Source organism: Vibrio sp. YT-17, assembly GCF_033337375.1.
GTDB lineage: Bacteria > Pseudomonadota > Gammaproteobacteria > Enterobacterales > Vibrionaceae > Vibrio > Vibrio alginolyticus.
On record NZ_JAWOQP010000020.1, the window covers coordinates 56,908 to 82,725 of the forward strand.

Consider the following 25,818-nt stretch of genomic DNA (forward strand, 5'->3'; position numbering starts at 1 on the left):
TATCTTTAACAAGCGAATTGGTATAATGAACAGATAATTATATCAGTATTTTTGTTTCGTCATTGTTAAAGTTAGCCCCGTCTATCTAATAAAGATAGCAGTCAACCTTTTGGTAGCGTTAGCTATCCCTAGGAAATAACATGAAAATATTCATCATGCGTCACGGTGAAGCCGAGCATTTTGCAGATTCAGACGCAGCACGACAATTGACCCCAAGAGGCAGAGTCGAATCAGAAGCGGTTGCGAGAGCCTGTAAAGAACAGGGTTTTGCGCAATTCGATAAAGTGTTGGTGAGTCCGTACATTAGAGCTCAACAAACTTGGCAAGAGATCAGTGCGTATTTCTCTGCAAAAAGCATTGAAACTTGTGAAGATATTACACCTTATGGCCAGTCCGAGCATGTCTTCGATTTCGCAAGTGCATTAATCGAAGTCGAACAATTGGACTCGCTTTTGTTCGTATCGCATTTGCCTTTGGTCGGTTATCTGACTTCAGAGTTTGTAAAAGACATGACACCACCGATGTTTCCTACATCAGGGCTAGTGTGCATTGAATATGATTTACAAACACAAAATGGTGAAGTGCTTTGGCATATTACGCCATAAGTGTCTAAACCAAAATAAGCGTTTGCAAATTAGAGACAGAATAAGAAAGGCAGGAGATCCCTGCCTTTTCGTTTCGTCGTGTCTACAGCAAGCCTGTTACTTTTCAGGAATAGAAAGCAACACTAACAACGCACCATCACCACCAAATTCTAGTGGCGCTTGGTGAAAAGCCATAACGTCAGGATGCTGTGCTAACCAAAGTGGGGCTTTCTGTTTCAGGATGTGTTTCCCAATACCATGTTGCACACACGCACAATGAATCTCGTTTTTGATGCAATAGGCTATCATCGCACCAAGCTCGCGTTTTGCTTCTTGCTGTGTCATGCCGTGCATATCGAGGAACACGTCCGGTACATACACGCCACGACGTAGACGTTTGACTTCATAAGTGGAGACGTCGTCACGTGCATAACGAGTTGGACCTTCATCGTTTAATAGAGGGACAAACTCGTCTGAAAAGTAAAATTCAGAGTCACTCGCTTCACGGTTGGAGCGCTTGATTTCTTTTTGCTTAGTATTTTTTTTTGGTTGCTGGATTATGGTATCCTGTCGCAACTTTTTTACGCCCTGTACTGCTTCCTGAAACAAGGCGAAATCGTCATCGTTCTCGGTGTCTTTTTTGCTCATTAGGTAAACAATTTCATTAATAAACTTTATTGGCAGTATTGTAGCGCTTTTCGGAGGCAATTTTGGATAAGATTTTTGTAGAAGAAGCGGTATCGGAACTGCATACCCTTCAAGATATGATTCGTTGGACGGTAAGCCGCTTTAATGCAGCGAACCTGTTTTACGGTCATGGTACTGATAATGCGTGGGATGAAGCTGTTCAGCTTATCCTGCCAACCTTATACTTGCCGATTGATGTGCCTCCGCACGTATTGAACTCTCGCCTAACGACAAGCGAGCGTCTGCGTATTGTTGAGCGCGTAGTAAAACGCATCAACGAGCGTACGCCAACAGCATACCTAACAAACAAAGCATGGTTCTGCGGTCTTGAGTTCTTCGTTGATGAGCGTGTACTTGTGCCACGCTCTCCTATCGGCGAATTGATTCAAGCGGAATTCCAACCTTGGTTGGTGGAAGAACCTACGCGCATCATGGACCTATGTACGGGTTCTGGTTGTATTGCGATTGCTTGTGCGCACGCTTTCCCTGAAGCAGAAGTGGATGCGATCGACATCTCTACAGATGCTCTACAAGTGGCTGAGCAAAACGTACAAGATCACGGTATGGAGCAGCAAGTGTTCCCAATTCGCTCTGATTTGTTCCGTGATCTTCCAAAAGAGAAATACAATCTAATCGTGTCCAACCCACCATATGTGGATGAAGAAGACATGAACAGCCTGCCAGATGAGTTCACGCATGAGCCTGAGCTTGGTTTAGCCGCGGGTACGGATGGTCTAAAACTAGTGCGTCGTATTCTTGCTAACGCGCCAGATTATCTAACAGATAACGGCATTCTTATTTGTGAAGTCGGAAACTCAATGATTCATATGATGGAACAGTATCCAGAGATTCCATTTACTTGGATTGAGTTCGAGAACGGCGGTCATGGCGTATTTATGCTAACGCGTGACCAGCTGGTTGAGTGTGCAGAAGAGTTTAAACTGTACAAAGACTAATAGAGTCTTGCACTAAACATCAAAACACCGAGCTTTATGCTCGGTGTTTTTTTATGCATACCTCGCCGATATTAACTCTTTACATCAAAACGTAATAAAGCCACTATGAATCCACGAAGAATTGGAAAGCAGCTATGCTCTGTTTTGAGAGAGCGTGGCGATAAAAACTTGAGGAAGTAATGGCAGGAAACAGTATCGGACAACATTTCCGAGTGACGACATTCGGGGAAAGTCACGGTATCGCACTGGGATGTATCGTAGACGGATGTCCTCCGGGGTTGGAAATTACAGAAGCAGATCTACAAATCGATCTCGACCGCCGTCGTCCAGGCACATCACGTTACACCACACAACGTCGTGAACCGGATGAAGTTAAAATTCTTTCTGGCGTTTTTGAAGGCAAAACCACGGGCACATCGATCGGTTTGCTAATTGAAAACACCGATCAGCGCTCAAAAGACTACTCTGACATCAAAGATAAGTTCAGACCGGGTCATGCTGATTACACTTACCACCAAAAATACGGCATCCGCGACTATCGCGGTGGCGGCCGTTCTTCAGCTCGTGAAACCGCAATGCGTGTGGCGGCTGGTGCAATCGCGAAGAAATACTTAAAAGATGAGTTTGGTGTTGAGATTCGTGCTTACTTGTCACAAATGGGTGATGTATCTATCGACAAGGTAGATTGGAGCGAAATCGAGAACAATGCATTCTTCTGCCCTGATGCTGACAAAGTAGAAGCGTTTGACCAACTTATCCGTGACCTGAAAAAAGAAGGCGACTCTATTGGCGCAAAAATCCAGGTTGTGGCAACTAACGTGCCTGTTGGTCTCGGGGAACCCGTATTTGACCGTCTGGATGCAGACATCGCGCACGCACTAATGAGCATCAACGCGGTGAAAGGCGTAGAAATCGGAGACGGTTTCGAGGTGGTAAACCAAAAAGGCAGTCAGCACCGTGATACGCTTGCTCCTGAAGGTTTTGGTAGTAATCATGCGGGTGGCATTCTTGGTGGTATCTCGACTGGTCAAGACATTGTCGCAAACATTGCGCTTAAGCCAACATCAAGTATCACTGTGCCGGGTGAGACCATCACAAAAGAAGGTGAACCAACTCAGTTGATCACCAAAGGTCGTCATGACCCATGTGTGGGTATTCGTGCTGTGCCTATCGCAGAAGCGATGCTGGCTATTGTGGTGATGGATCATTTACTACGCCACCGTGGTCAAAACCATGGCGTAACAACTGAAACACCGAAGATTTAAGAGCTTTGTGTCATTCCAGCGAGCTATAGCGAGACTAGGAATCTAATTTCAGCACGATGAAAAGAGAAAGAAACATCTCTGACAACAGAGTGCTCGGATAATAGATCCTGAATCATGCTCCTTCGTCGCTGTTCAGGATGACTGAATATAAAATTATGCCACTCACTGAATCGCGGGTGGCACAATTTTATCAGGCAACCTTTTTTGTTTAAGTAGTTTTTGCTTAATGAATCGAGCCTTCGGTTTCCAAATGGAAAGAAGGCAGACGCCACTTAAAGCGTACCGCAGCCATACGCAACATGTAACCAGTAACCAGTGTAATAATAGTGGCAGTGACATCGGGAACATTGAATTCTAATAGCGCTAAGTACATTCCTGATGCGATAAGAGCGACAGAAGCGTAAAGCTCTTCATGCAGTACCAATGGTGTTTGGCGACAGATTAAGTCGCGAAGTAGCCCACCGAATACACCAGTTACTAACGCTGAAACCATACAAATACCAGGGTGCAAGCCCATGCCCATCGCAATTTTTGTTCCGATGATACTAAACACGATTAAACCTAATGCATCGAGGCGAATGAACAGACCTTTCAGCTTAATCACCCATTTCGCTAAACCTGTTGTTAGCACACCTGCAACACACGTAATTGCAAGGAACTCTGGGTTTTTTACCCAACCAAGAGGGTAGTGGCCTAATAGAATGTCACGTACGGTGCCACCACCAATGGCCGTTGCGCTGGCCACCAACATAACACCAAACCAGTCCATCTTTCTTCTACCAGCACTTAACGCACCTGTCATGGCTTCTGCCGTGATACCAATGATATACAACACACTTAGCAACATAGGGAAACACTCAACGTAAAAAGTCACTACGTTCTACGAGAATCAGCGTAGGCGAAGTAACAACACTTACAAACGGTTCTATCTCTCTTAAAAAGTGATTAAAACCAGCAACATGCTTGTAATCAAACGGCTTAAAAATAGCGGTTTGAACGGCATCAAAATAAGGCGAGAGTGTAGTGGTAAATAAGTACGCTGACGAATGAGAAATTGTATGGAGAAAGCGACCTTCAGATAAATTCAACTAATAACCAAAAATGTGGGGGTGCCTTTACCTCATAACTAAAAACAGCGACAATATGCAGCGCATGTCAAACTGAAGTACAAACTCGACGATGACCCACGAATACCAAGACTTAATCACCATTTTTAATGACACCTTTTTAGAACAATTTAATACGAAATTAGAGTTAGGTGGTGATGAGCCTATTTATCTTCCTGCTGATGATGAACACCCTCATCATCGGATTATTTTTGCTCGGGGTTTTTACGCCTCTGCTTTACACGAGATCTCGCATTGGTGTGTGGCTGGTCCAGAGCGTCGTTTGCTGGAAGATTTTGGCTATTGGTATGAACCCGATGGGCGAACAGCAGAAGTTCAAGCGGAGTTTGAGAAAGTTGAAGTGCGACCTCAAGCTTATGAATGGATTCTGGCACAAAGCGCTGGCTTCCCTTTTACGGTGAGTTGTGACAATCTACACGGCGATTTTGAACCAGATAGGCTCGGCTTTATGAAAAAAGTGCATAAAGAAGTGCTAGGTATTTTGGACGTTGGCTTGCCTTTGCGAGTGAAAATGCTTTCTGATGCCCTGCGCGCATTTTATCAAACTAAGCCACTGGAAGCGTCGGACTTTTGCGTTAAATAACCACTAATAACCTCAGAGATACACCATGATTATTGAATTTGAAGAAAAATTACTGGAACTGATTGATGCTCGAATTGAAACAGCATCTGACGATGAATTGTTTGCTGGTGGTTATTTACGTGGTCACATCTCTTTATCCGCGGCGTCTTGTGAAGAAGAAGGGATTAGCGATATTGCTGAGCTGAAGTCACGCATTGAGAGCAGCTTAGAAGATTCGCGTACCGAGTTAAGCCCGGCCGATCGCGTGATTGTCAGTGATTTGTGGCAAGAGCTCCAGGCTCAGGCTTAATCCCTAAGCAGCGTTCTCCCTTTATTTAATCCTAGTCATTTACTACTTCGAAAAATTCGAACCTCTCAATAAAATTTTTGTGGTTGTAGCGAAACTGTTCAACTTTTATTCTGATCAGCATAAAACGTGAACAAAGGATTACAACCATGAAAATTGTCGCATTTGGTGCATCTACCAGCTCTACCTCAATCAACAAACTACTTGCTACATACGCAGCAAATCAAGTCGAAGGCGCTCAAGTGAATGTTCTAGACTTAAACGATTATCAAGCGCCAATGTTTAGCGAGGACAAAGAGAAAGAAATAGGTCAAGCTGAAGGGGCTGTCGCGTTTTTACGTGACTTGGCGGAGGCTGACGCTCTCGTTGTTTCCTTCGCAGAGCATAACGGTTCGTACCCAGCGGCTTATAAAAACTTGTTCGATTGGGCGACGCGCATTGAGCGTAATGTATTTCAAAACAAACCTGTCGTTTATTTAGCAACTTCCCCAGGTCCCGGTGGTGCACAAAGTGTTCTTGCGGCGGCGACAGGTTCTGCTCAATTTTTTGGCGCGGATGTAAAGGCATCGTTATCTGTGCCGAGCTTCTACGAAAATTTTGACGTGGAATCGGGTAAGGTTGTAAACCCAGAAGTGGCAGAGCAAGTGAAACAGGCAGTTGCACTGCTGAAGTAATCTCAGTACGAGCAACTTAGTGAGTTAGCGATTCCCGACACGTATCTGTGTCGGGAATTAAAACGAGAGAATACTCTTACAGCTCGGTAATGGCTTTGCCTTTTCTTAGTTTACGAACCCACATTCGACTTGGGTGAAGTTCGGTCAATACATCAACCGGTAATGGCAGCGGGTCCCCACAGATCTGGGAGGCCAACACTTCAGCTAATAATGGTGCAGAGCTCAGTCCACGAGATCCTAAACCTAAGAAGCAGAATAGGTTAGGGTACTGATGAATGGTTTCTACCTCTTCTGCTTTTTGATTTTGTAAGTTGGCGTATTGCGTTTTGATCGTCTCAAAGTCACCCACATTCCCGACAAATGGTAAGTGATCTCGGCTAACACAACGAATACCTTGGCGAGATTGATTATCAGTGATATCTACCTCTTTTGCCCATGTTTGATTTGGTACACATTTCACTAGCTTTTCCGCATTATCTTTTTGGGCGTTTTCATCAAATTCGTAGTCAAGGTGACTGCGGTCGTAGCTTGCACCGATACACAAGTGTTGATTACTTGGGTTAACAGGAGTCATGTAACCGTCGTAACACAACACCGTTTTCAGCTGACTCAGCGTTTCGGTTGCTGGCGCATGACTGACTTGTCCTTTCACCTGCCCCATTGGGAGGGAAGCGGTTTGACTCAATGTCTGGAACTCATGGCCGTTCGCAATCACAACCGTTGAGTGCTCAAATGTTTGACCACTCGCCGTTAGTAGCCAGAGCAGACGCTTTTCATCCCAATCTAATGCCTCAACATGGTGTTCAAACTTCGTTGAGAGTAACGACGTCTGCTCCAATTGTTTAATTAACCCACGAGTTAACTCGGCAGGGCACAGCCACCCTCCCATTGGGTAGTGCACAGATGCCATATCAATAGGTAACCCGATAGTGTTCGCAGTCTCCTCGGCGGACAGCTTGTGAATGAGCTCTGGTGTGAAGTTACCCGTAAGTATTTTCTCCAGTTTGTCTGTGGATTTGTCGTCCCACATCAACTGAGTCACGCCACACCAGTCATGATCAAAATCGATCTCTTGTGCTGCTTGTTCAACAAACTGACGTGCGAACAAAAATGCAGGAGCAAACACTCGTGAAACACCCGTGTGCGGGCCATTAAGCAGTGGATAAACGGCTCCTTGTCGATTGCCTGAAGCTCCTTCGGCTGGTTGAGTGTCTTTGCAGTAAAGCGTGACGTTTTGGCCACGACGAACCAACGTTTTCGCTAACGCCGCGCTGGCTATACCACCACCAATGATGGCAATCGAATCAAGATTGCTAGATGCTGTGCGATTGAACCAAGGGAGATGGTTCGACTGCTTTTCACGTTGCTCCATAGAGCCGGCGATCATTTCTCGCTTAGTGCCGAAACCTTTCACCTTTTTCATTGTAAAGCCAGCTTCGTTCAAACCACGACGTACAAAGCCTGCTGCGGTAAACGTGGCAACTGTACAATCTTGCTTGGCTAGCTTTGCCATGTTGTTGAACAGGCCTTGGTTCCACATCTCTGGGTTTTTGCTTGGCGCGAATCCATCTAAGAACCAAGCATCAATCAAACCTTGTTCGTTGTATGGGACTTGCGGCATGCAGTCTTTAATGTCACCAAACCAAAGGTCGAGTGTGATTGCGCCGTCTTCTAAAACAATGCGATGACACTCCGGCACAGCGGCAGGGTAGTGCTTTTGTAACTTTTCCGCGTATTCAGCTAGCTCAGGCCAAGCTTCATGCGCCTTCTTTAAATCGGCTTTGCTTAATGGGTATTTTTCAAAGCTAATAAAATGCAGCTCTTTCAATGTTGCGTCCGGATGCTGACGACGAAACTCACGAAACCACTGGCATACTGCTAAGAAGTTTAATCCCGTGCCAAATCCTGTTTCACCAATGACAAAACGTCTTTGGTCAAATTCCTGCCATCTTTCTGGGAGATGATTTTGTTTTAAGAAAACGTAGCGTGTCTCTTCAAGACCGTTTACGTTAGAGAAGTAAACATCATCAAATTGGTCTGAAACCGGAGTACCAGCTTCGTTCCAACCAAGTTCTGCGTTTTTTATTGAAGTCATAATGGTGCAAATTTGTGATTTGGCGCGGTAAGAATGGGGCGATTGTACGAATTTATGGGAAAGCTGACCACTTTTGTTGACTATCTTAGTTATCATCTAGCGGATTTTTGAATTATAGGAATGTCATAATGAAACGAGTCGTAATCACCGGTATGGGTATTGTTTCAAGTATCGGTAACAACGTCGAAGAAGTTCTAGCGTCTCTTAAAGCGGGCAAATCTGGCATCACTGCATCTGAGCAGTTCAAAGAACACGGTCTTCGTTCGCAAGTATGGGGTGACCTAAAAATCAACCCGGCGGAACACATCGACCGTAAGCAGATGCGCTTTATGGGTGATGCGGCTGCTTATGCATACCTATCAATGGAGCAGGCAATCGCAGACGCTGGTCTTACAGAAGAGCAGGTTTCAAACGATCGTACCGGTATCGTTGCAGGTTCTGGCGGTGCTTCTGCATACAATCAAACGGTAGCGACAGACACGATGCGCGCCAAAGGCGTAAAGCGAGTTGGTCCTTACATGGTTCCTCGTACTATGTCTTCTACTGTTTCTGCTTGTCTTGCTACGCCATTTAAGATTCGTGGCGTGAACTACTCAATGAGCTCTGCATGTGCAACATCTGCACACTGTATCGGCCATGCTATGGAGCTTATTCAACTAGGCAAACAAGATATTGTTTTTGCTGGTGGCGGCGAAGAGCTAGATTGGTCTCAAACTATGATGTTTGATGCGATGGGCGCACTGTCAACCAAATACAATGACACGCCAGACAAAGCATCTCGTACATACGATGCAGACCGTGACGGTTTTGTTATCTCGGGCGGCGGCGGCATGCTGGTTATTGAAGAACTAGAGCACGCACTGGCACGTGGTGCGAAAATCTACGGTGAAATCGTAGGTTACGGTGCGACATCAGATGGCTACGACATGGTAGCGCCATCAGGTGAAGGCGCAATTCGTTGTATGAAGATGGCGATGCAAGACGTTGATGGTGTGGATTACATCAACACGCACGGCACATCGACACCCGTTGGTGACGTGAAAGAGCTTGGTGCTATCCAACAATTGTTTGGTGAGAACAGCCCTGCAATCTCTGCAACAAAAGCAATGACTGGCCACGCACTCGGCGCAGCGGGCGTGCACGAAGCAATTTACTCAACACTTATGCTAGACAAAAACTTCATTGCTCCAAGCATCAATATTTCAAACTTGGACGAAGCAGCACAAGGTCTGGACATCGTGACAGAAGCACGTGATGCAGAGCTAACGACCGTAATGTCAAACAGCTTTGGCTTTGGCGGCACAAACGCAACTTTGGTTATTAAAAAGTACCAAGGTTAACTGAATTTGTTGGCGCCTTGCGAGAGTACTGTAAACGCCAACAATCCAGTTTCCAGAGCTTGATCAGTCACACTGATCGAACAGACGCAGACTCTATCCCATGGAGAGCGGGATAGGATCCTTTTGTTCTGGAACTTTGCCCGGCTATTTAGCCGGGCTTTTTCTTTTCTCTGTTTCTGCTTTTCTTTAGGCTTCCCGTCAATTGATTCTATAGGAGTTACCTCCTTGAGGTTTATTGGTGTTATATCTTGAGATTTTTCGGGAAAAGGGCACAATCGCTTTAGTTTCGCATCTTGCGAATAAACGAACTCATACAAATGGATGTTAGAACGCTGGCGCTATGAAAATTATTGTTGATGAAAATATGCCGTATGCTGAAGAGCTATTTAGCCAACTCGGTAACGTAATTCTAAAACCAGGTCGTACACTGACCGCCGATGATTTAGTGGATGTTGATGCCCTAATGATTCGCTCAGTCACCAAAGTGAATGCTGACCTGATCAGCAAAGCAAACAAGCTGAAGTTTGTTGGTACGGCCACGGCAGGCATGGATCATGTTGACCAAGCACTCTTAAAAGAGAAAGGCATTTTCTTCACTGCGGCGCCAGGGTGTAACAAAGTGGGTGTGGCGGAATACGCGTTCAGCGTGATGATGGTGCTCGCTCAGCAACAAGGTTTCTCGGTATTTGACAAGACGGTAGGTATTATTGGTGCAGGCCAAGTAGGTAGCTACCTAGAGAAATGTTTGAAAGGCATGGGTATTAAAGTTCTCATCAATGACCCATTCAAACAAGAGGCTGGTGATCCTCGTAGCTTTACTCCGTTGACAGAACTGATTGAAAGCTCAGACATCATTACACTACATACGCCAATCACCAAAGATGGCCCATACCCAACGCATCATTTGATTGATGAGAAGGTATTAAATGGTCTCCGCAGCGATCAAATTTTGATTAACGCGGCTCGAGGTCCCATCGTTGACAACGCTGCTTTGAAGCAACGTCTTTTGAAAAATGATGGCTTTACAGCGGCACTCGACGTATTTGAATTTGAACCAGAGGTTGATATGGAGCTTCTGCCTCTGCTAGCATTCGCAACCCCTCACGTTGCAGGCTACGGCTTGGAAGGGAAAGCTCGCGGTACAACGATGATTTTCAACAGCTACTGTGAGTTCTTAAATAACGAATTACGTGCGCATGCCAGTGATTTACTGCCAACCGCGCCTGTTCCTACTTTGGTATTGGACAGAGCTTGGGACGAAGCAACACTGCATAACATCACGCAGTTAATCTATGATGTGCGTAGAGATGACGCTCTTTTCCGCCGTGAAATCAGTAAGCCAGGCGCTTTTGACCTGATGCGTAAAAACTACTGGGATCGCCGTGAATACAGCGCTGTCACGCTAGTGGGTAACAAAACATGTAACCTTGCTCCATTAGCAGAACTAGGTTTTCAGATTGAGGTAAGTCAATGAGCCAGCAATATAATGTTGCCATTTTAGGTGCGACCGGTGCGGTCGGTGAAACAATTTTGGATGTGCTTCAAGAGCGCAAATTCCCAGTAGGCGAAATCTTCCTACTCGCGAGTGAGCGCAGCGAAGGCAAGACTTACCGCTTCAATGGTAAAACGGTACGCGTTCAAAACGTAGAAGAGTTTGATTGGTCTCAAGCGCATATAGCACTGTTTTCTGCTGGTGGTGAGCTATCAGCCAAGTGGGCTCCAATTGCCGCTGATGAAGGCGTGATTGTTATCGACAATACATCACACTTCCGTTACGAGTACGACATTCCTCTTGTTGTGCCAGAAGTAAACCCAGAAGCGATTGCAGAGTTTCGTAACCGTAACATCATTGCGAACCCGAACTGTTCAACCATCCAAATGCTGGTGGCACTAAAACCAATTCACGATGCGGTGGGTATTGAGCGTATTAACGTATCAACTTACCAATCGGTATCTGGTGCAGGCAAAGCGGGTATCGATGAGCTAGCAGGTCAAACGGCGAAGCTGCTAAACGGTCTGCCTGCAGACAAGAAGCAATTCTCTCAACAGATCGCGTTTAACTGTATTCCACAAATCGATCAAATGATGGAAAACGGCTACACCAAAGAAGAAATGAAAATGGTGTGGGAAACACAGAAGATCTTTAACGATCCATCAATCACAGTCAATCCAACGTGTGTACGTGTTCCTGTATTCTACGGTCACGCAGAAGCACTTCACATTGAGACTCGTTCACCTATCGATGCACAAGAAGTCGTTAACTTGCTTGAGCAAACTGACGGTATCGAAGTGTTCCACGGTGAAGACTTCCCTACACAAGTTCGCGATGCGGGCGGTAAAGACCATGTAATGGTTGGCCGTATCCGTAACGATATCAGCCATCATAGCGGCGTAAACCTGTGGGTTGTTGCTGATAACGTGCGTAAAGGCGCGGCAACTAACGCGGTGCAAATCGCAGAAGTTCTGATCCGCGATTACTACTAAGTCGCTTACAGTTCATTTCAAAGCCTCGCACAGTGCGAGGCTTTTTTGTACGAACGAAACAAAATAGTGTGAGATTAGTACGAATATGGCGAGAGCCACACATTTTTTATTCTCAACGCTATAGTTTTGCATGCGATATCCGATATATTTAACCGATCACCATTTCAAATTGTATTTAGCACAAAACTGAGCCTTCTATGCGTCAAAATTATAAGCGTTTGTTAGCAGCCCTTGTGTTGATGAGCGCGACTCAGACATCATCAGTGGTTCAAGCCGAAGGAATTCGTCTTGTTGGACCGTCTGGTGAAGTGCAATCATCTCCGAGCTATGCTGAAGATATTGAGCGAGCATTACCTGCTCCTCCTGCGAATACTCAACCGTCACGTTTCTTTGGTCCGACTGGTGAAAATCAAACACTATGGTCGATCGCTTCAGAATTACGACCTTCACGCGGTGTTACCGTTCAACAAACGCTTCTTGCCATTTACCGAATTAACCCTCAAGCGTTTGAGAACCAAAACATTCATGAATTGATCCCAGGGAGTCGGCTACGAGTACCTTCTCTAGAGCAAGTGCAAAGCGCGACCACAGCGCAAGCTGTTGCGATTATGAAGGCGCATGAAGCTAAGTTAAAACAGCCGAAGCCGACAAATAGAGCGACGCCAGCACAACGAGTCACCGAGCAACCAAAGCCACAAATTAAAGTAGAACCCAAGCCTGCGGCTAAGCCAGAGACAGTGGCAGCAACGGAGCCAAAACCAACTCCGAAAACAATACCCGTCATCCCTGCGCCACCAGTAACTACCTCTCCGCAGGGTGAAAAGCAGGTCAGTGCGCTAAAGGACAAACTTCAAGGCTCACAAAGTGAATTAGACTCATTAGAAGAGAAGAACCATCGTCTTCGATTGATGCTGTCAGAAGTGCAAAGCGAAGTCGAAACTTTGAAAAGCGAGCTGAATGACGAAGAACGCATTCGCTCAGAAGTCGAGAAGCTGCTTGCTGAAGAACGCCAGCGCCTTGCTGAACAACAACGCATGCAACCAAGCACCATGGACAAAATTTTGTCGAATGGTTGGCTTGTTGGTCTTGCGGCATTAATTCCTGGTGCTTTGATTGCGTTGCTAGTTGTTATGCTTCTTGGTCGACGCTCTAAAGCGAAAGAGGAAGATGTGGCTGCACAGGAACAGCAAAACGTTGATCCTCTTGCGGCGCCAATCGGTTTAGCGGCGGCGGATGAGCTGGATGAAGAGCTCACGCTTGATGATGAATTGTTTGCAGATGAAGATATCAACACACAGTCTTTACAAGAAGAGAAGTCAGATTTAAAAGAAGACGTCTTTGCTAACCTCGACGATGAAGAACTTGATTTCAATCTGGAAGGGGACGATGACCCATTTGCAGATATTGGCGATGACGGTGACCTAGATGTTGGTCTGGATGAGTTTGAGTCATCGAACAATGGTATCCAAGTCAACGGCGAAGAAAAAGCGCTTGGTTTAGAAGAAATGGAGCGAGCCTTAGATGAGGTTGCTCCAGAACTAGAAGTGCTCGATGACGATGAGTCTGGCTTCGATCTTTCGGATGATGCGAATGAGAAATCAGACTCGCTTTCAGACGACGCATTTGCCGAGTTACTTGCAGCCGATGAGCCGTCAGAAGAGTTACCAAGTGACACTGTCGACCAGGATATGCTTGATGACTTGTTTGCTGAACTTGGCAACGATGACTTCGATTTAGATACTGATGAGCCTGAGTTAAAACAGCCCGTTTCGGATGATGACTTTAGTGTAGGAGAGGCATCTGACGACGATATCGATAAGCTATTGGCCCAGTATGAACAACCGGCTAGTGAATCGGAAGTTCGAGAAGCTGACGCCAATGAAGGTCCTGTTCTAGATGAAAACAGTACAGAGCTACTCGATGAACTCATTGATTTTGATGAAGATGACACAGACGAGTTTGATCCACTAAACGAGCTAGAAGCAATCTCTGGTTTTGAAGGTGATGACTCGATCGAAGAGTTAGACGCAGATAGCACAGACTTACTGGACGAACTCATTGATGATGTTACCTCTGAACTTGATGAAGAGACTGAAGCTGATTTAGATCCGTTTGATGATCTGATTCGAGAGGACGAGAGCCCAGAGCAGAATAAATCGGAAGAGGAAGAGTTACTGAAATCACTTGGTTTTGGTGAGCCAGACGCCGACGAAAAGCCATCTCCCGTAGTTGGGTCAGAACAAACTCATGAAGATCAGGACATTGAGTCTGGATTGGACATCGACGCTTTATTAAGTGAAAGCCAGCCAGACACGCAACAAGCTGTAGAAGATCAACCATTAACCGAGCCAGAGGCTGCCTCAGAGCCATTTAGCAGCGATGAATTTCTTGGTGATTTAGAGGACCTCTCACCAGAGAATGATCCTTTAATGAGCGAGCTAGACGACCTATTTGAGTCAGACAGTGAAGAACTTCTGCCAACAGAACAAGAAAAAGCGGATTTTTCTGCTGAACTTGACGCTCTATTTGATAGTGAAGACGATTTACCGCAGCAAGTTGAAAAAACACAAACGGAGATAGAGGAAGCTTCATCACTACAACAAGAGGCTACCGATACTGATTCAACACAAGAACCATACGTGGAGTCCGATGCTGAGGTACAGCCTCACGTTGAGCAAGAGGAAGACATTCCAGCCTTCACACCGACACCAAATACAATAGAAAATGAATTCGGTGTTCCACAAGAAGAAGATTGGCTACTGGATGAACCTGAATTGGAGCCGGAAACTGAGTCGACCAACGATTCAGAAGATGAACTCAATTTTGATGAGCTGGATCTTCCTGAGTTTAGTGAAGAAGACGCATTGGCGTCTATGGCGGATGAGCCGGAGTTAGAAACGTCCGAGTCCGTTGAACCAGAACAAATTGAAGCCGACTTGCCAGCTGAGTCCGAAGAAGAGTTCAATTTTGACGAGCTGGATCTTCCAGAATTCAGTGAAGAAGATGCCCTGGCGTCCATGGCTGGCGAACCTGCGTTAGAAACGTCCGAGTCCGTTAAACCAGATCAAGTCGAAGCTGACTTACCAACCGAGTCCGAAAAAGAGTTCAATTTTGATGAGCTCGATTTGCCAGAGTTCAGTGAAGAAGATGCACTGGCGTCTATGGCTGGCGAACCTACGTTAGAAACGTCCGAGTCCGTTAAGCCAGAACAAGTTGAAGCCGACTTGTCAGCTGAGTCCGAAGAAGAGTTCAATTTTGACGAGCTGGATCTTCCTGAGTTTAGTGAAGACGACGCATTGGCGTCTATGGCTGGCGAACCTGCGTTAGAAACGTCCGAGTCCGTTGAGCCAGAACAAGTTGAAGCCGACTTGCCAACTGAGTCCGAAGAAGAGTTCAATTTTGATGAGCTCGATTTGCCAGAGTTCAGTGAAGAAGATGCACTGGCGTCTATGGCTGGCGAACCTGCGTTAGAAACGTCCGAGTCCGTTGAGCCAGAACAGGTTGAAGCCGACTTGCCAGCTGAGTCCGAAGAAGAGTTCAATTTTGATGAGCTCGATTTGCCAGAGTTCAGCGAAGAAGATGCCTTGGCGTCGATGGAAGAAGAGCCAGAATTACCGAGCTCTGAGACTGCAGATATAGAACCAATCTCCGGTGAGGATGAAGAGTTAAGTTTTGACGACCAAGATCTTCCAGAGTTCAATGAGGAAGATGTTCTCGCGTCAATGAACGAGGGTGCGCCAGAGAGCCCTAAGGTTGAAGCAGAGACATCGAGACCAGCTATTCAAGCCGATAACGATCATGATGCTTTGTTTGAAGTATTTGCGCAGCAAAACGGCTTTGATACTGACCCAAAAGTGCAGCCAACAGCGACAGAGGGTGAGCCGCTCAGTAATTTGGATGATGAATCATCAATGGCTAACCTTCTTGCGGAAGACGCAAACTCAGAAGTATTTGAAGGTAAACTAGACAGTGACACCATCGCAAGTGCAGGTATGGATTTTGAAACCATGCTTGATGTTGGAGATGATTGGGATGGCTTTAAACCCGCTGCTGATAACGTAAGTTCTACTGAAGAAGTGCCTGAGGACCAGCGTGATGTTTGGAATTCGAGTGATGCACTAAGTCAGCCAGAGATCGCGCAAGAAAACTGGGCAGAGCAAAGCGACTTGGATGACTTCGACCCGAAGAAAAATCAATTTATGACGATTGATGAATTGATGGCTCAGGTCGACAGAGAAGGTGGTGAGTTCGAAGAAGAAGACCTTAAGCTCGATGTCGGATTGAACGAGTTTCCAGATGTTATCGGTGAGATCGGCGATATTGACGTAGATAGCAATGCTGAAGCGGCTGGGAAACTGGATTTGGCTAAAATCTATCTCGAGATGAACGATTCTCAAGGGGCGATTAAACTACTAGAAGAGGCGATTGTTTACGGTGAGGATGATATTCGCCGCGAAGCAAAAAGCCTGATTGACGCCATTAATGGCCGATAAACCGAAACAAAAGGGTAGCGTTTGCTACCCTTTTTGTGTCCCGTTAGTATGATGCTACCTTTATGTCACCCTTGGTGAAGCTGGCAACTTGAGGTGACTTGAGTATATACTTCCCGCCCCATTTTAGAGTTCGAAGGTTAAGATGAGAATCGCATTAGGTATCGAGTACAACGGTACAAACTACTTTGGTTGGCAGCGCCAAAGAGAAGTGAAAAGTGTCCAAGAAGAGCTAGAGAAAGCATTGTCCGTCGTCGCTAATCACCCAGTTGAAGTTCAGTGCGCTGGTCGGACAGACGCAGGCGTGCATGGCACGGGACAAGTTGTGCACTTTGATACCAACGTTACTCGAAAAATGGTAGCTTGGACCATGGGCGCAAACGCGAACATGCCGAGCGATATAGCGGTTCGTTGGGCTCAAGAAGTTTCAGATGATTTCCATGCAAGATTCTCAGCGACAGCGCGCCGTTATCGTTACATTATTTTCAATCATGCTTTACGTCCAGGCATCTTAAACTCGGGGGTTAGTCACTATCATGGTGAGCTCGACGAGAAAAAAATGCATGAAGCAGGGCAGTTCCTACTCGGCGAAAATGATTTTACGTCGTTTCGCGCGGCGCATTGTCAGTCTCGCAGTCCATTTCGAAACTTGATGCATCTGAACGTTACGCGCCATGGAAACTATGTGGTTATTGATATTAAAGCCAATGCGTTCGTGCATCATATGGTTCGTAATATCACGGGTAGCTTGATAAAAGTTGGACGTGGCGAAGAGAGTCCAGAATGGATCAAGTGGTTATTAGACGCCAAAGATCGCAAACTAGCGGGTGCGACAGCGAAAGCGGAAGGTCTGTACCTGGTAGATGTAGACTACCCAGAAGAGTTTGGGTTACCTGAAGTGCCGATCGGTCCACTGTTTTTACCAGATAATTTGAACTAATTTTACAAACTTATTTCAAAATATCGGTAGTGTTTACATTGAATGTGAACGGAAAACATACGCTATTTACGATATCAAAAATAGGTACAACCAGTTTTTTATCTACAGTAGCTGCAAGATATGGTTTAATCCGTCGGTATTATGTCGAATTTATATCTTTCGCAATGAAGCGGAAGAGTTGAGAGAAAAGGTCTTCCATGAGTTGGCTTGAAAAGATTTTAGAGAAAAGCAATCTAGTAAGTTCACGCAAAGCTTCTATCCCAGAAGGTGTGTGGACTAAATGTACCTCTTGTGAACAGGTTTTATACCATGCAGAGCTAGAGCGTAACTTAGAAGTTTGTCCAAAGTGTAACCATCACATGCGTATGAAAGCGCGTCGTCGTTTGGAAACATTTTTAGATGAAGGTAATCGAGTTGAATTAGGTTCTGAACTTGAGCCACAGGATAAACTGAAATTTAAAGATTCTAAGCGATACAAAGAGCGTATCTCTGCTGCACAAAAAAACAGCGGTGAGAAAGATGCGCTAGTTGTGATGCAGGGTGAATTGCTTGGTCTGCCGCTTGTGGCGTGTGCGTTTGAATTCTCCTTCATGGGTGGTTCAATGGGTTCAGTCGTTGGTGCTCGCTTTGTGAAAGCAGTGGATGCAGCCATTGAAAATAACTGTGCGCTTGTTTGTTTCTCAGCAAGTGGTGGTGCTCGTATGCAAGAGGCTTTAATGTCTCTTATGCAAATGGCAAAAACCAGTGCTGCGCTTGAGCGTTTATCAGAAAAAGGTCTGCCGTTTATTTCTGTTCTAACTGACCCTACAATGGGTGGTGTATCAGCAAGTTTGGCTATGTTGGGTGATATCAACATCGGTGAACCTAAGGCCCTCATTGGCTTTGCTGGTCGTCGTGTAATCGAGCAAACTGTACGTGAAGATCTTCCTGAAGGTTTCCAGCGTAGTGAGTTCCTACTTGATCACGGTGCTATTGATATGATCGTTGACCGTCGTGAAATGCGTCAGCGTGTGGGTGGTCTTATCGCTAAGATGACTAACCACAAGTCTCCTTTGGTGGTTTCGGTTAACGAATCTCCAAATGAAGAGCCATATTCTGTACCAGAAGCGGACGAAAAAGGGTAAAGTATCAACTAACATAAAAACCAAAGAATTTAATGGTTAAAGTTAGATGACCCAAAACCCAACTCCTCAAGCCACATCTTCATTAGAGATGTGGCTTGATTATTTAGCAAATATTCATTCCTCAGCAATTGATCTAGGCTTAGACCGTGTCCAAGCGGTAGCAAACAAAGCCAATCTTACCAAACCAGCTCCAACCGTAATCACCGTTGCCGGAACCAATGGCAAAGGCTCAACGTGTGCGTTAATGGAAGCCATTTTACTTGATGCTGGCTATTCAGTCGGTGTTTACAGTTCTCCGCACCTGATTCGTTACAACGAGCGTGTACGCATTAATGGCGTTGACGTTGTAGATGAAAAGCACTGTAAAGCATTCGATTATGTAGAAAAGCAGCGTGGTGATGTTAGCCTTAGCCTCTTTGAATTCGGTACGCTTGCTGCGCTACGTATTTTCCAAGTAGAGAAAGTTGATGTTGTCTTACTTGAAGTAGGACTTGGCGGCCGTCTAGACGCCACTAACGTTGTTGACCATGATGTTTCTGTTATTACGAGCTTAGCGATCGATCATGTGGATTGGCTTGGTGATGACATCAATGTTATTGGTTTTGAAAAAGCGGGCATTTACCGTTCAGGGAAGCCAGCAATTTGTGGTCAACCGACGCCACCAGCGACCGTGGCGGCTCATGCTGACGATATTGGTTCTGAGTTCTTCCAAGTAGGTATTCAGTACGATTACCAACTAACTGATAATGGTTGGAAATGGAGCAGTGGGGCATTTGAGTTAGAGGATTTACCAATCCCATCGCTACCATTACAAAATGCAGCCACTGCACTGATGGCACTAGGGGCTTCGGAATTGCAAATCACTGACATAAATATTGTCAATGGCTTGAATAATGCGCGTTTGGCGGGGCGTATGCAAGTACTGCATCACGAACCTGAAATAGTCCTTGATGTCGCTCATAACCCGCACTCTGCTGAGTATTTGGTAGAGAGAGTGAAGCAACAATATCTGGGTAAGAATATCCATATTGTGGTTGCAATGCTGCATGACAAGGACATTAAAGCAACCATTGAAGCTCTAACTCCAGTTGCAACACAATGGTATCCAGCGTCGCTTACTGGACCGAGAGCGGCGACCGCTGATGAATTGTGCCAATACTTACCTGATGGGCAAGTTCATTTTGAAAACCCTGTTGACGCCTTCGAGAGTGCGAGAAGCCACGCAAAGACAGGAGACGTTATTCTGGTGGTTGGCTCATTCCATACCGTCGGAGAGGTATTGGAACATTGGCAATCAAATAATAAATAAGTAAAGGTATTTTGATGGCAAGTAAATTCCAAAGTCGTTTAGTCGGCACCATCATTCTAGTCGCAGTCGGAGTCATTGTTCTTCCCGATGTGCTAGATGGTAAGAAACTGCACTACAAAGAAGAATTTGCCAGTATTCCTATCAAACCAGAACTTGATAGTGATGTGGAAAACTTCGAAATACTAGAGCCAGTGGAAGACGACATTACGTTACCGGATTCTCCGGTTGAAGCTGTAGTGCAAGAACGTGAGGATGCTCAAGTAGCCGTTTCTGAGCCCGAGCCAGTGCCAACATCTAAACCTGAGGTCATCAAACAACCAGAGCAAGTTGAGGTCGTCACTCGTCCTGTTCAAGAGAAAAATCAATATGAAGATTCAGCTTGGATCATTCAGTTGATGGCACTTAAGAATCACGAAAATGCTGTCGCGCTTGTCGCGGATTTGCAAAAGCGTGGTTATCAAGCTCACACAAAGAAAGAAAACGAGTTTACGAGAGTGATTGTTGGCCCTGATGTGTCAAAAAGTAAACTTGAACGACAAGTTCAAGAATTACAAAAAATTACAGGTTCAAAAGGTCAATTGCTTAAATTTAAGCCATTAAATCCATAAGAAAACGTTTGCGTCAGCATTTTTTCTGTTAAAATGCGCGCCAACTTAAGATGAAGAAAAGATGAATTGGATAGATTTTATCATTTTAGGTGTGATCGGATTTTCAGCTCTGATCAGTTTAGTTCGCGGTTTTGCTAAAGAAGCTTTGTCTTTGGTGATTTGGTTCGGAGCGTTTTTTATCTCCAGTAATTACTATGCCAAATTGGCGGTGTACTTCACCAACATCGAAGATGATATGTTTCGTAACGGAGCGGCGATCGCGGCGTTATTTGTCGCAACCTTGGTAGTTGGTGCAGTGGTGAATTACGTCATTGGTCAACTGGTACAAAAAACAGGGCTATCAGGTACGGACCGAATTCTCGGGATTGTATTTGGTGGTCTACGCGGAGTCTTAATTGTTTCTGCGGTGCTGTTTTTTATGGATGCGTTTACTGCATTCCCAAGCTCGGATTGGTGGAAAGATTCACAGTTGATCCCTGAGTTCAGCCGTATCATCGCCCCATTCTTCGAGCATTTACAAGCAACATCAAGTTTTCTGTCTGGCACTATCTAGTAGTGCCAGCTACTGTCGCAAATCGAGGATTAGGACATGTGTGGTATTGTTGGAATCGTGGGCACAACGCCTGTAAACCAGTCTATTTATGACGCGTTAACGGTGTTACAGCATCGTGGCCAAGATGCCGCTGGTATTTGTACCATAGAAAGCAATCGTTTTCGTCTGCGTAAGGCGAACGGTTTAGTCAAGGATGTATTTGAAGCAAGACACATGCAACGCCTGCAAGGCGAGGTCGGAATTGGTCATGTTCGTTACCCTACAGCAGGCAGTTCAAGCGCTTCAGAAGCTCAACCTTTCTACGTAAACTCTCCTTTCGGTATTACACTTGCCCACAACGGTAACTTGACTAACGCTAACGAAGTTCGTCAGAAGCTGTTTGAAAAAGATCGCCGTCATATCAATACCACTTCAGACTCTGAAGTATTACTAAATGTACTGGCGCACGAAATTGACTCAGTAAAAGGAAATGTCACGACCGAAGACGTATTCCGCGCAGTTACCAATGTTCATCGCACAATTCGCGGTGCTTATGCTGTGACCGCCATGATCATTGGTCATGGTATGATTGCATTTCGTGACCCACACGGTATTCGCCCGCTCTGTTTAGGTAAGCGTGAAGTTAACGGCAGAGCAGAGTACATGGTTGCGTCTGAATCGGTGGCATTGGATGCGGTCGGTTTTGATTTCGTCCGTGATGTTGCACCTGGTGAAGCGATTTACGCAACGTTTGACGGTGAGCTTTACACGAAGCAGTGTGCAGATAATCCTAAGCTGAACCCTTGTATTTTCGAGTTCGTGTACTTTGCTCGTCCAGATTCGTTCATCGATAAAATTTCGGTATACAGTGCTCGCGTTGAAATGGGTAAAAAGCTGGGCGAACGTATTCGTGAAGATTACGCAAACCTTGATATCGATGTTGTCATTCCTATCCCTGAAACGTCTTGCGACATTGCACTGCAAATCGCTCAAGCGATCGATATCCCTTATCGCCAGGGTTTCGTGAAAAACCGTTATGTTGGACGTACGTTTATCATGCCTGGCCAGCAACAACGTAAGAAATCAGTACGTCGCAAGTTGAATGCTATTCGTTCGGAATTCAAAGGTAAGAATGTGTTGCTGGTGGATGACTCTATTGTTCGAGGTACAACGTCAGAGCAGATTATTGAGATGGCTCGTGATTCTGGTGCCAAGAAAGTGTACATGGTCTCAGCGGCTCCTGAAGTTCGTTTCCCGAACGTATACGGCATTGATATGCCAAGTGCTACAGAGCTTATTGCCCATGGCCGTGACAACGATACAATTTGTAAGCAGATTGGTGCCGATGCGCTTATTTATCAACGTCTAGAAGATTTGGTAGAGGCGGTCGGTCTTGGAAACCAAGATATTACTCAGTTCGATACATCCGTGTTTAACGGCGAATACGTAACGGGTGATATTGACCAACAATACCTAGACTTTTTGGATGGTCTTCGTAATGATGATGCGAAAACACAACTTGAAATCCAACAGGATTTAGCAAACCTAGAGCTTCATAACGAAGGCGCATAGGGTGCGTTTTCTTAAGTCGTAAAAAAACCAGAGCTTCGGCTCTGGTTTTTTGTTTTCGCTACTTAATTAGTGAATGTTATAAGCGATCACAAAGTCAATAAAGAGGCGAACTTTCTCTGGCAGGTGGTCTTTGTGGTTGTAAAGCATATAAATGTCGCGCGGGTTTGCACTCCAATCTGGCAGTACGCGTACCAAATCGCCGCTCTCGATGTACTCTTTGATCATGACATCTGGCATTAGTGTGATGCCTAAACCTTCGGAACAAGCGCTGCGCACCACATTGAGCGCGTTTGCTTGAAAACGACCACGATCAACATTCACCACAGACTCGCCTTTGCTATTAATCAAGGTCCACTTAATAAGTGGGTACCCTTTTAGCAATGAATGGTTAGAGAGCTCTTCTGCATGATGTGGCGCAGGATTCGAGGTTAGATAGTCAGGGCTTGCAACGAGAATATCCTTCACTTCGCCAATCTTACGCGCGATGAGGCTAGAGTCGCGTTGCGGTCCCACTCGAAAAATTACATCCCATTCAGTAGGGTCAAGCTTGTCCGCATTATTCTCTGTCGTTAGCTCAATGTTGATGTCCGGGTACTGCTTCATAAAGCTGTTGAACATCGGCATCATCATTCGTTTAGTTAAGTTATAAGGCGCGGATATCTTAATCTTGCCGGATGCTCCTCGGCAGTCGTCAGTGATTTCCTCTGCTGCGGTTGTTAGCCTTTGTAGTAAAGGAGAGCACTCATGGTAAAAACGTTCCCCTGCTTCAGTGAGCGAGAGTTTGCGAGCATGACGGTTCAATAGTCGAAGATTGACAGAGTCTTCTAGCGCTTGAATGCGTCGGGTGATGGTCGCAACCGGGATCATGGTTTTTCGCGAAGTTGCGGTGTAGCTCCCATTTTCGACAACCAGTCGAAACAGGTTTAAGTCATCTAATTTCATATTTCCAGACACATTAAATTACCGATTACGGTTAATTTATAATTAACTTTGTGATCAAAGCTTGCTTTAAGTCAACATGTTGCATCATTTGAACACAGCAACCCTGTTTGAGTAAATACTGTTATACGCCGTAATATTTGTATTAATGCAGTTTCCGAGCTAAGTTTTATAACAAGGCAAAGCGGCCTCAGGTCTTGCTGTGACACGTTTTGCTGGAAGTAAACACAACAAAAATAATGACTTAATAATAAATCTGTTTTTTTGACTGAGCTTTGTGAGGGATAAAGGTATGTTTAAGACTCACAGTCAAACGGCAATGGTCTCGGCACAGGAAGTGATTAATCAAAAACTAATAATGTTGGTGGACGATGATCCAATATTTCGTAAAGTAACCAATGCCTATTTAGAAAGTCAGGGTTTTAAAGTAGTAGAAGCAGAAAACGGCCTAGAAGCGCTTCAACAACTCAGGGAATGCCAACCCGATCTTATCTTATGTGATTTATCGATGCCGGTCTTAGATGGTATCGAGTTCGTCGAAGAAGTTAGTCTCGAATACCCATATATGCCGCTTATCGTGGTATCAGGCACGGATGAAATGTCCGATGTCGCGAAAGCGTTGCGATTTGGTATTAAAGATTTTCTTCCTAAACCGATAGGTAATTATGAGCACCTATCTCAGGCGATAGAGAATACGCTAGAAGATACCGATAGCCACTTCTCAGAACAACGTGACTTTTCAAGTCAGTGGTTCAGGGTTGATGATGGTGGTGAAATCCCAGATGAACAAGAGCTGTATTGGCATCTGGAATATTTACAACAGAATCCGAGTGCGGCAAGAGATTTACTGCAAGCTCTATTGCCAGAAAAGGATGCTGCTCAGGGAGATTGGCGCTGCTCGTACCGTTTATTGCAATCGACGGATGTGATGCCCTTGGTTTTCGATTATCGTTGGTTAATGAATGGTCAATTTGCGTTTTATCTAGTTGATTCTGCTTCCCAAGCTAATGATGGAGTTGCGACGACATTGCTCGTTAGGGCATTGTTTGACGACTATCTCCGTAACTTGAAAAGTTTCAGTGCTGATCTCAAGGACATGGTAGGGATCATTGAAAAAGGAATTGAGTGTTCGGAGTGTGCGGGTGCAGTCAATGCTGTGTTTGGTGTCGCCGACCTCGCTTCATCCTCGGTCTCTATATTGCCTGCGGGTTTAGATAGCCATTGGTCTGACGGAAATACGAATCAACACATCGCAGCAGGTAACCGTTTAGGGGGAGGAAGTATGAAAAACTTCATCACCCGCGATTTACCGCTTAGTGTTGCAGGACAGTTATCTATCGGGTGTTTAGGTTCTTCAAGTTTTAGTTTAAGTATTACCCGGAAATCCCGACTAGTATAATTATGACTTGCAAACCAATAAGCAGCGTCCTTACGCTGCTTATTATCTTTTTAGAACCACCAAAACAACATACGTTTAGTTTAATAACCTTACTTTTTACTGGTGTTTAGATTTGGCTGTTTAATGTATAGTCAGCGCTTAAAACAATAATGACCCATTTGTGCAACGATAATTTAACGCTGTGCCTTGGGAGAAGCAAAGTCAACTAGTGAGAAGACACATCATGGCAGACAAAGATTTTAAAGAGCCTTATAATATTTTTTACTTTTTAGGTTTTATTGCAGTTCTTTTGATCCCAACACTTCCTGCAACGCTAACCTGGCTTCGTGTAATGAATGGTTACGCAGGCTTTTAATCTAGCTATTTTGTACCGGAGTTCACCATTCGTATTAAGCGTTACTTTTTCAATACTGTTGGTGGACTCTGTATTGTGCTCGGCATAGCCGGCATAGCCCTTCCACTTTTACCCACCACACCTTTTATTTTGCTTGCTAGCGCATGTTTTATGCGTGGTAGCCCCGCATTTCATCAATGGTTACATAACCACAAAACGTTTGGACCCATTCTCGGCAATTGGCATAAGCATCGGGCTGTTACTTCAAAAGTAAAAAAGCGTGGTGCGATTTTTATTGCGCTTAGTTTCATGGTTTCAATCGTTGTTGTCCCCCTCGTTTGGGTAAAAATTGGTCTTTTAGTGATGCTAATCGTTTTACTCAGCTGGTTTATGCGTCTGCCTGTGATTGAGTTGGTTGCTGACCGAGAAGAAAATCACTAAGATTGTAGAGAATAGTGTGCCCGCTCTTCGAGTGGGCGTTTGTATTTTC

23 protein-coding genes are annotated in these 25,818 nt (G+C 45.1%); 19 read left to right on the forward strand and 4 right to left on the reverse strand.

The window, feature by feature from the left end; genetic code table 11:
- The first annotated feature begins 140 nt into the window (after positions 1 to 140).
- On the forward strand, positions 141 to 605 hold the full coding sequence (gene sixA / locus R7F67_RS17960) for a phosphohistidine phosphatase SixA (RefSeq protein WP_005380537.1): 465 nt from the start codon (positions 141 to 143) through the stop codon (positions 603 to 605).
- Positions 606 to 701: 96 nt separating this feature from the next.
- Here the strand turns inward: sixA and smrB are convergent, their stop codons facing one another.
- Positions 702 to 1,232, reverse strand: coding sequence for an endonuclease SmrB (gene smrB / locus R7F67_RS17965; protein ID WP_005380539.1), 531 nt, complete (start codon positions 1,230 to 1,232; stop codon positions 702 to 704).
- A 62-nt stretch (positions 1,233 to 1,294) separates the two neighbouring features.
- On the opposite strand from smrB, the gene prmB reads away from it, so the two are divergent.
- Entirely contained in the window at positions 1,295 to 2,227 is a 933-nt protein-coding gene (prmB, locus tag R7F67_RS17970) for a 50S ribosomal protein L3 N(5)-glutamine methyltransferase (protein ID WP_005380541.1), read from the forward strand.
- A 179-nt stretch (positions 2,228 to 2,406) separates the two neighbouring features.
- Positions 2,407 to 3,492, forward strand: a complete 1,086-nt coding sequence (gene aroC / locus R7F67_RS17975) for a chorismate synthase (protein ID WP_033907375.1) — start codon at positions 2,407 to 2,409, stop codon at positions 3,490 to 3,492.
- 223 nt (positions 3,493 to 3,715) lie between these two features.
- Here the strand turns inward: aroC and R7F67_RS17980 are convergent, their stop codons facing one another.
- Complete coding sequence (locus R7F67_RS17980; RefSeq protein WP_005380544.1) at positions 3,716 to 4,339, reverse strand: trimeric intracellular cation channel family protein; 624 nt, start codon at positions 4,337 to 4,339, stop codon at positions 3,716 to 3,718.
- 332 nt (positions 4,340 to 4,671) lie between these two features.
- Between R7F67_RS17980 and R7F67_RS17985 the strand changes: the two genes are divergently transcribed.
- The 3 genes from R7F67_RS17985 (at position 4,672) to R7F67_RS17995 (ending at position 6,162) form a co-directional block, all read left to right on the forward strand.
- Positions 4,672 to 5,202 (forward strand): elongation factor P hydroxylase, encoded by a 531-nt coding sequence (locus R7F67_RS17985; RefSeq protein ID WP_005380546.1) that lies wholly within the window; start codon positions 4,672 to 4,674, stop codon positions 5,200 to 5,202.
- 25 nt (positions 5,203 to 5,227) lie between these two features.
- Entirely contained in the window at positions 5,228 to 5,491 is a 264-nt protein-coding gene (locus R7F67_RS17990) for a YfcL family protein (protein WP_033907374.1), read from the forward strand.
- A 146-nt stretch (positions 5,492 to 5,637) separates the two neighbouring features.
- Complete coding sequence (locus R7F67_RS17995) at positions 5,638 to 6,162, forward strand: NADPH-dependent FMN reductase (RefSeq protein WP_005380552.1); 525 nt, start codon at positions 5,638 to 5,640, stop codon at positions 6,160 to 6,162.
- Positions 6,163 to 6,238: 76 nt separating this feature from the next.
- Here R7F67_RS17995 and mnmC read toward each other — a convergent pair whose 3' ends face one another.
- A complete protein-coding gene (mnmC, locus tag R7F67_RS18000; RefSeq protein ID WP_213904884.1) occupies positions 6,239 to 8,257 on the reverse strand; it encodes a bifunctional tRNA (5-methylaminomethyl-2-thiouridine)(34)-methyltransferase MnmD/FAD-dependent 5-carboxymethylaminomethyl-2-thiouridine(34) oxidoreductase MnmC in 2,019 nt (672 codons plus the stop codon).
- Between the two features lie 128 nt (positions 8,258 to 8,385).
- On the opposite strand from mnmC, the gene fabB reads away from it, so the two are divergent.
- From fabB to purF, 10 genes are all read left to right on the forward strand, one after another.
- Positions 8,386 to 9,597 (forward strand): beta-ketoacyl-ACP synthase I, encoded by a 1,212-nt coding sequence (gene fabB, locus R7F67_RS18005; protein ID WP_005380557.1) that lies wholly within the window; start codon positions 8,386 to 8,388, stop codon positions 9,595 to 9,597.
- A 340-nt stretch (positions 9,598 to 9,937) separates the two neighbouring features.
- A complete protein-coding gene (locus tag R7F67_RS18010) occupies positions 9,938 to 11,071 on the forward strand; it encodes a 4-phosphoerythronate dehydrogenase (protein ID WP_258475835.1) in 1,134 nt (377 codons plus the stop codon).
- The gene (locus R7F67_RS18015; protein WP_005380562.1) at positions 11,068 to 12,081 is read left to right on the forward strand and encodes an aspartate-semialdehyde dehydrogenase; all 1,014 of its coding nucleotides are present in this window, start codon (positions 11,068 to 11,070) and stop codon (positions 12,079 to 12,081) included. The genes R7F67_RS18010 and R7F67_RS18015 overlap by 4 nt, the downstream gene beginning before the upstream one ends.
- Before the next feature lie 197 nt (positions 12,082 to 12,278).
- The gene (locus tag R7F67_RS18020) at positions 12,279 to 16,574 is read left to right on the forward strand and encodes a FimV/HubP family polar landmark protein (protein ID WP_318057301.1); all 4,296 of its coding nucleotides are present in this window, start codon (positions 12,279 to 12,281) and stop codon (positions 16,572 to 16,574) included.
- 142 nt (positions 16,575 to 16,716) lie between these two features.
- The gene (gene truA, locus R7F67_RS18025; RefSeq protein ID WP_033907367.1) at positions 16,717 to 17,511 is read left to right on the forward strand and encodes a tRNA pseudouridine(38-40) synthase TruA; all 795 of its coding nucleotides are present in this window, start codon (positions 16,717 to 16,719) and stop codon (positions 17,509 to 17,511) included.
- A 197-nt stretch (positions 17,512 to 17,708) separates the two neighbouring features.
- Positions 17,709 to 18,635: an acetyl-CoA carboxylase, carboxyltransferase subunit beta gene (accD, locus tag R7F67_RS18030; RefSeq protein WP_005380583.1), complete on the forward strand. Its 927-nt coding sequence runs from the start codon at positions 17,709 to 17,711 to the stop codon at positions 18,633 to 18,635.
- Between the two features lie 46 nt (positions 18,636 to 18,681).
- On the forward strand, positions 18,682 to 19,944 hold the full coding sequence (gene folC / locus R7F67_RS18035) for a bifunctional tetrahydrofolate synthase/dihydrofolate synthase (RefSeq protein ID WP_318057302.1): 1,263 nt from the start codon (positions 18,682 to 18,684) through the stop codon (positions 19,942 to 19,944).
- 14 nt (positions 19,945 to 19,958) lie between these two features.
- Positions 19,959 to 20,552, forward strand: a complete 594-nt coding sequence (locus R7F67_RS18040) for an SPOR domain-containing protein (protein ID WP_005380588.1) — start codon at positions 19,959 to 19,961, stop codon at positions 20,550 to 20,552.
- 61 nt (positions 20,553 to 20,613) lie between these two features.
- Complete coding sequence (locus R7F67_RS18045) at positions 20,614 to 21,105, forward strand: CvpA family protein (RefSeq protein WP_005380590.1); 492 nt, start codon at positions 20,614 to 20,616, stop codon at positions 21,103 to 21,105.
- Between the two features lie 36 nt (positions 21,106 to 21,141).
- Positions 21,142 to 22,656, forward strand: coding sequence for an amidophosphoribosyltransferase (gene purF, locus R7F67_RS18050; protein ID WP_005380592.1), 1,515 nt, complete (start codon positions 21,142 to 21,144; stop codon positions 22,654 to 22,656).
- Between the two features lie 66 nt (positions 22,657 to 22,722).
- Here purF and R7F67_RS18055 read toward each other — a convergent pair whose 3' ends face one another.
- Entirely contained in the window at positions 22,723 to 23,598 is an 876-nt protein-coding gene (locus R7F67_RS18055) for a LysR family transcriptional regulator (protein ID WP_005384959.1), read from the reverse strand.
- 289 nt (positions 23,599 to 23,887) lie between these two features.
- Here R7F67_RS18055 and R7F67_RS18060 point away from each other — a divergent pair, with 289 nt between their 5' ends.
- The 3 genes from R7F67_RS18060 to R7F67_RS18070 all read left to right on the forward strand — a co-directional run bounded on the left by R7F67_RS18060 (position 23,888) and on the right by R7F67_RS18070 (position 25,769).
- Entirely contained in the window at positions 23,888 to 24,994 is a 1,107-nt protein-coding gene (locus R7F67_RS18060; RefSeq protein WP_005380606.1) for a response regulator, read from the forward strand.
- 223 nt (positions 24,995 to 25,217) lie between these two features.
- Complete coding sequence (locus tag R7F67_RS18065; RefSeq protein ID WP_005380608.1) at positions 25,218 to 25,349, forward strand: hypothetical protein; 132 nt, start codon at positions 25,218 to 25,220, stop codon at positions 25,347 to 25,349.
- A gap of 33 nt (positions 25,350 to 25,382) precedes the next feature.
- Complete coding sequence (locus tag R7F67_RS18070) at positions 25,383 to 25,769, forward strand: YbaN family protein (RefSeq protein ID WP_373920817.1); 387 nt, start codon at positions 25,383 to 25,385, stop codon at positions 25,767 to 25,769.
- The last annotated feature ends 49 nt before the right edge of the window (positions 25,770 to 25,818 follow it).

Excerpts from the sequence above, each read along its gene's own strand:
- sixA (WP_005380537.1), top strand. The coding sequence starts at position 141 with ATGAAAATATTCATCATGCGTCACGGTGAAGCCGAGCATTTTGCAGAT.
- smrB (WP_005380539.1), bottom strand. The coding sequence starts at position 1,232 with ATGAGCAAAAAAGACACCGAGAACGATGACGATTTCGCCTTGTTTCAG.
- aroC (WP_033907375.1), top strand. The coding sequence starts at position 2,407 with ATGGCAGGAAACAGTATCGGACAACATTTCCGAGTGACGACATTCGGG.
- R7F67_RS17980 (WP_005380544.1), bottom strand. The coding sequence starts at position 4,339 with ATGTTGCTAAGTGTGTTGTATATCATTGGTATCACGGCAGAAGCCATG.
- R7F67_RS17985 (WP_005380546.1), top strand. The coding sequence starts at position 4,672 with ATGACCCACGAATACCAAGACTTAATCACCATTTTTAATGACACCTTT.
- R7F67_RS17990 (WP_033907374.1), top strand. The coding sequence starts at position 5,228 with ATGATTATTGAATTTGAAGAAAAATTACTGGAACTGATTGATGCTCGA.
- R7F67_RS17995 (WP_005380552.1), top strand. The coding sequence starts at position 5,638 with ATGAAAATTGTCGCATTTGGTGCATCTACCAGCTCTACCTCAATCAAC.
- mnmC (WP_213904884.1), bottom strand. The coding sequence starts at position 8,257 with ATGACTTCAATAAAAAACGCAGAACTTGGTTGGAACGAAGCTGGTACT.
- fabB (WP_005380557.1), top strand. The coding sequence starts at position 8,386 with ATGAAACGAGTCGTAATCACCGGTATGGGTATTGTTTCAAGTATCGGT.
- R7F67_RS18010 (WP_258475835.1), top strand. The coding sequence starts at position 9,938 with ATGAAAATTATTGTTGATGAAAATATGCCGTATGCTGAAGAGCTATTT.
- R7F67_RS18015 (WP_005380562.1), top strand. The coding sequence starts at position 11,068 with ATGAGCCAGCAATATAATGTTGCCATTTTAGGTGCGACCGGTGCGGTC.
- R7F67_RS18020 (WP_318057301.1), top strand. The coding sequence starts at position 12,279 with ATGCGTCAAAATTATAAGCGTTTGTTAGCAGCCCTTGTGTTGATGAGC.
- truA (WP_033907367.1), top strand. The coding sequence starts at position 16,717 with ATGAGAATCGCATTAGGTATCGAGTACAACGGTACAAACTACTTTGGT.
- accD (WP_005380583.1), top strand. The coding sequence starts at position 17,709 with ATGAGTTGGCTTGAAAAGATTTTAGAGAAAAGCAATCTAGTAAGTTCA.
- folC (WP_318057302.1), top strand. The coding sequence starts at position 18,682 with ATGACCCAAAACCCAACTCCTCAAGCCACATCTTCATTAGAGATGTGG.
- R7F67_RS18040 (WP_005380588.1), top strand. The coding sequence starts at position 19,959 with ATGGCAAGTAAATTCCAAAGTCGTTTAGTCGGCACCATCATTCTAGTC.
- R7F67_RS18045 (WP_005380590.1), top strand. The coding sequence starts at position 20,614 with ATGAATTGGATAGATTTTATCATTTTAGGTGTGATCGGATTTTCAGCT.
- purF (WP_005380592.1), top strand. The coding sequence starts at position 21,142 with ATGTGTGGTATTGTTGGAATCGTGGGCACAACGCCTGTAAACCAGTCT.
- R7F67_RS18055 (WP_005384959.1), bottom strand. The coding sequence starts at position 23,598 with ATGAAATTAGATGACTTAAACCTGTTTCGACTGGTTGTCGAAAATGGG.
- R7F67_RS18060 (WP_005380606.1), top strand. The coding sequence starts at position 23,888 with ATGTTTAAGACTCACAGTCAAACGGCAATGGTCTCGGCACAGGAAGTG.
- R7F67_RS18065 (WP_005380608.1), top strand. The coding sequence starts at position 25,218 with ATGGCAGACAAAGATTTTAAAGAGCCTTATAATATTTTTTACTTTTTA.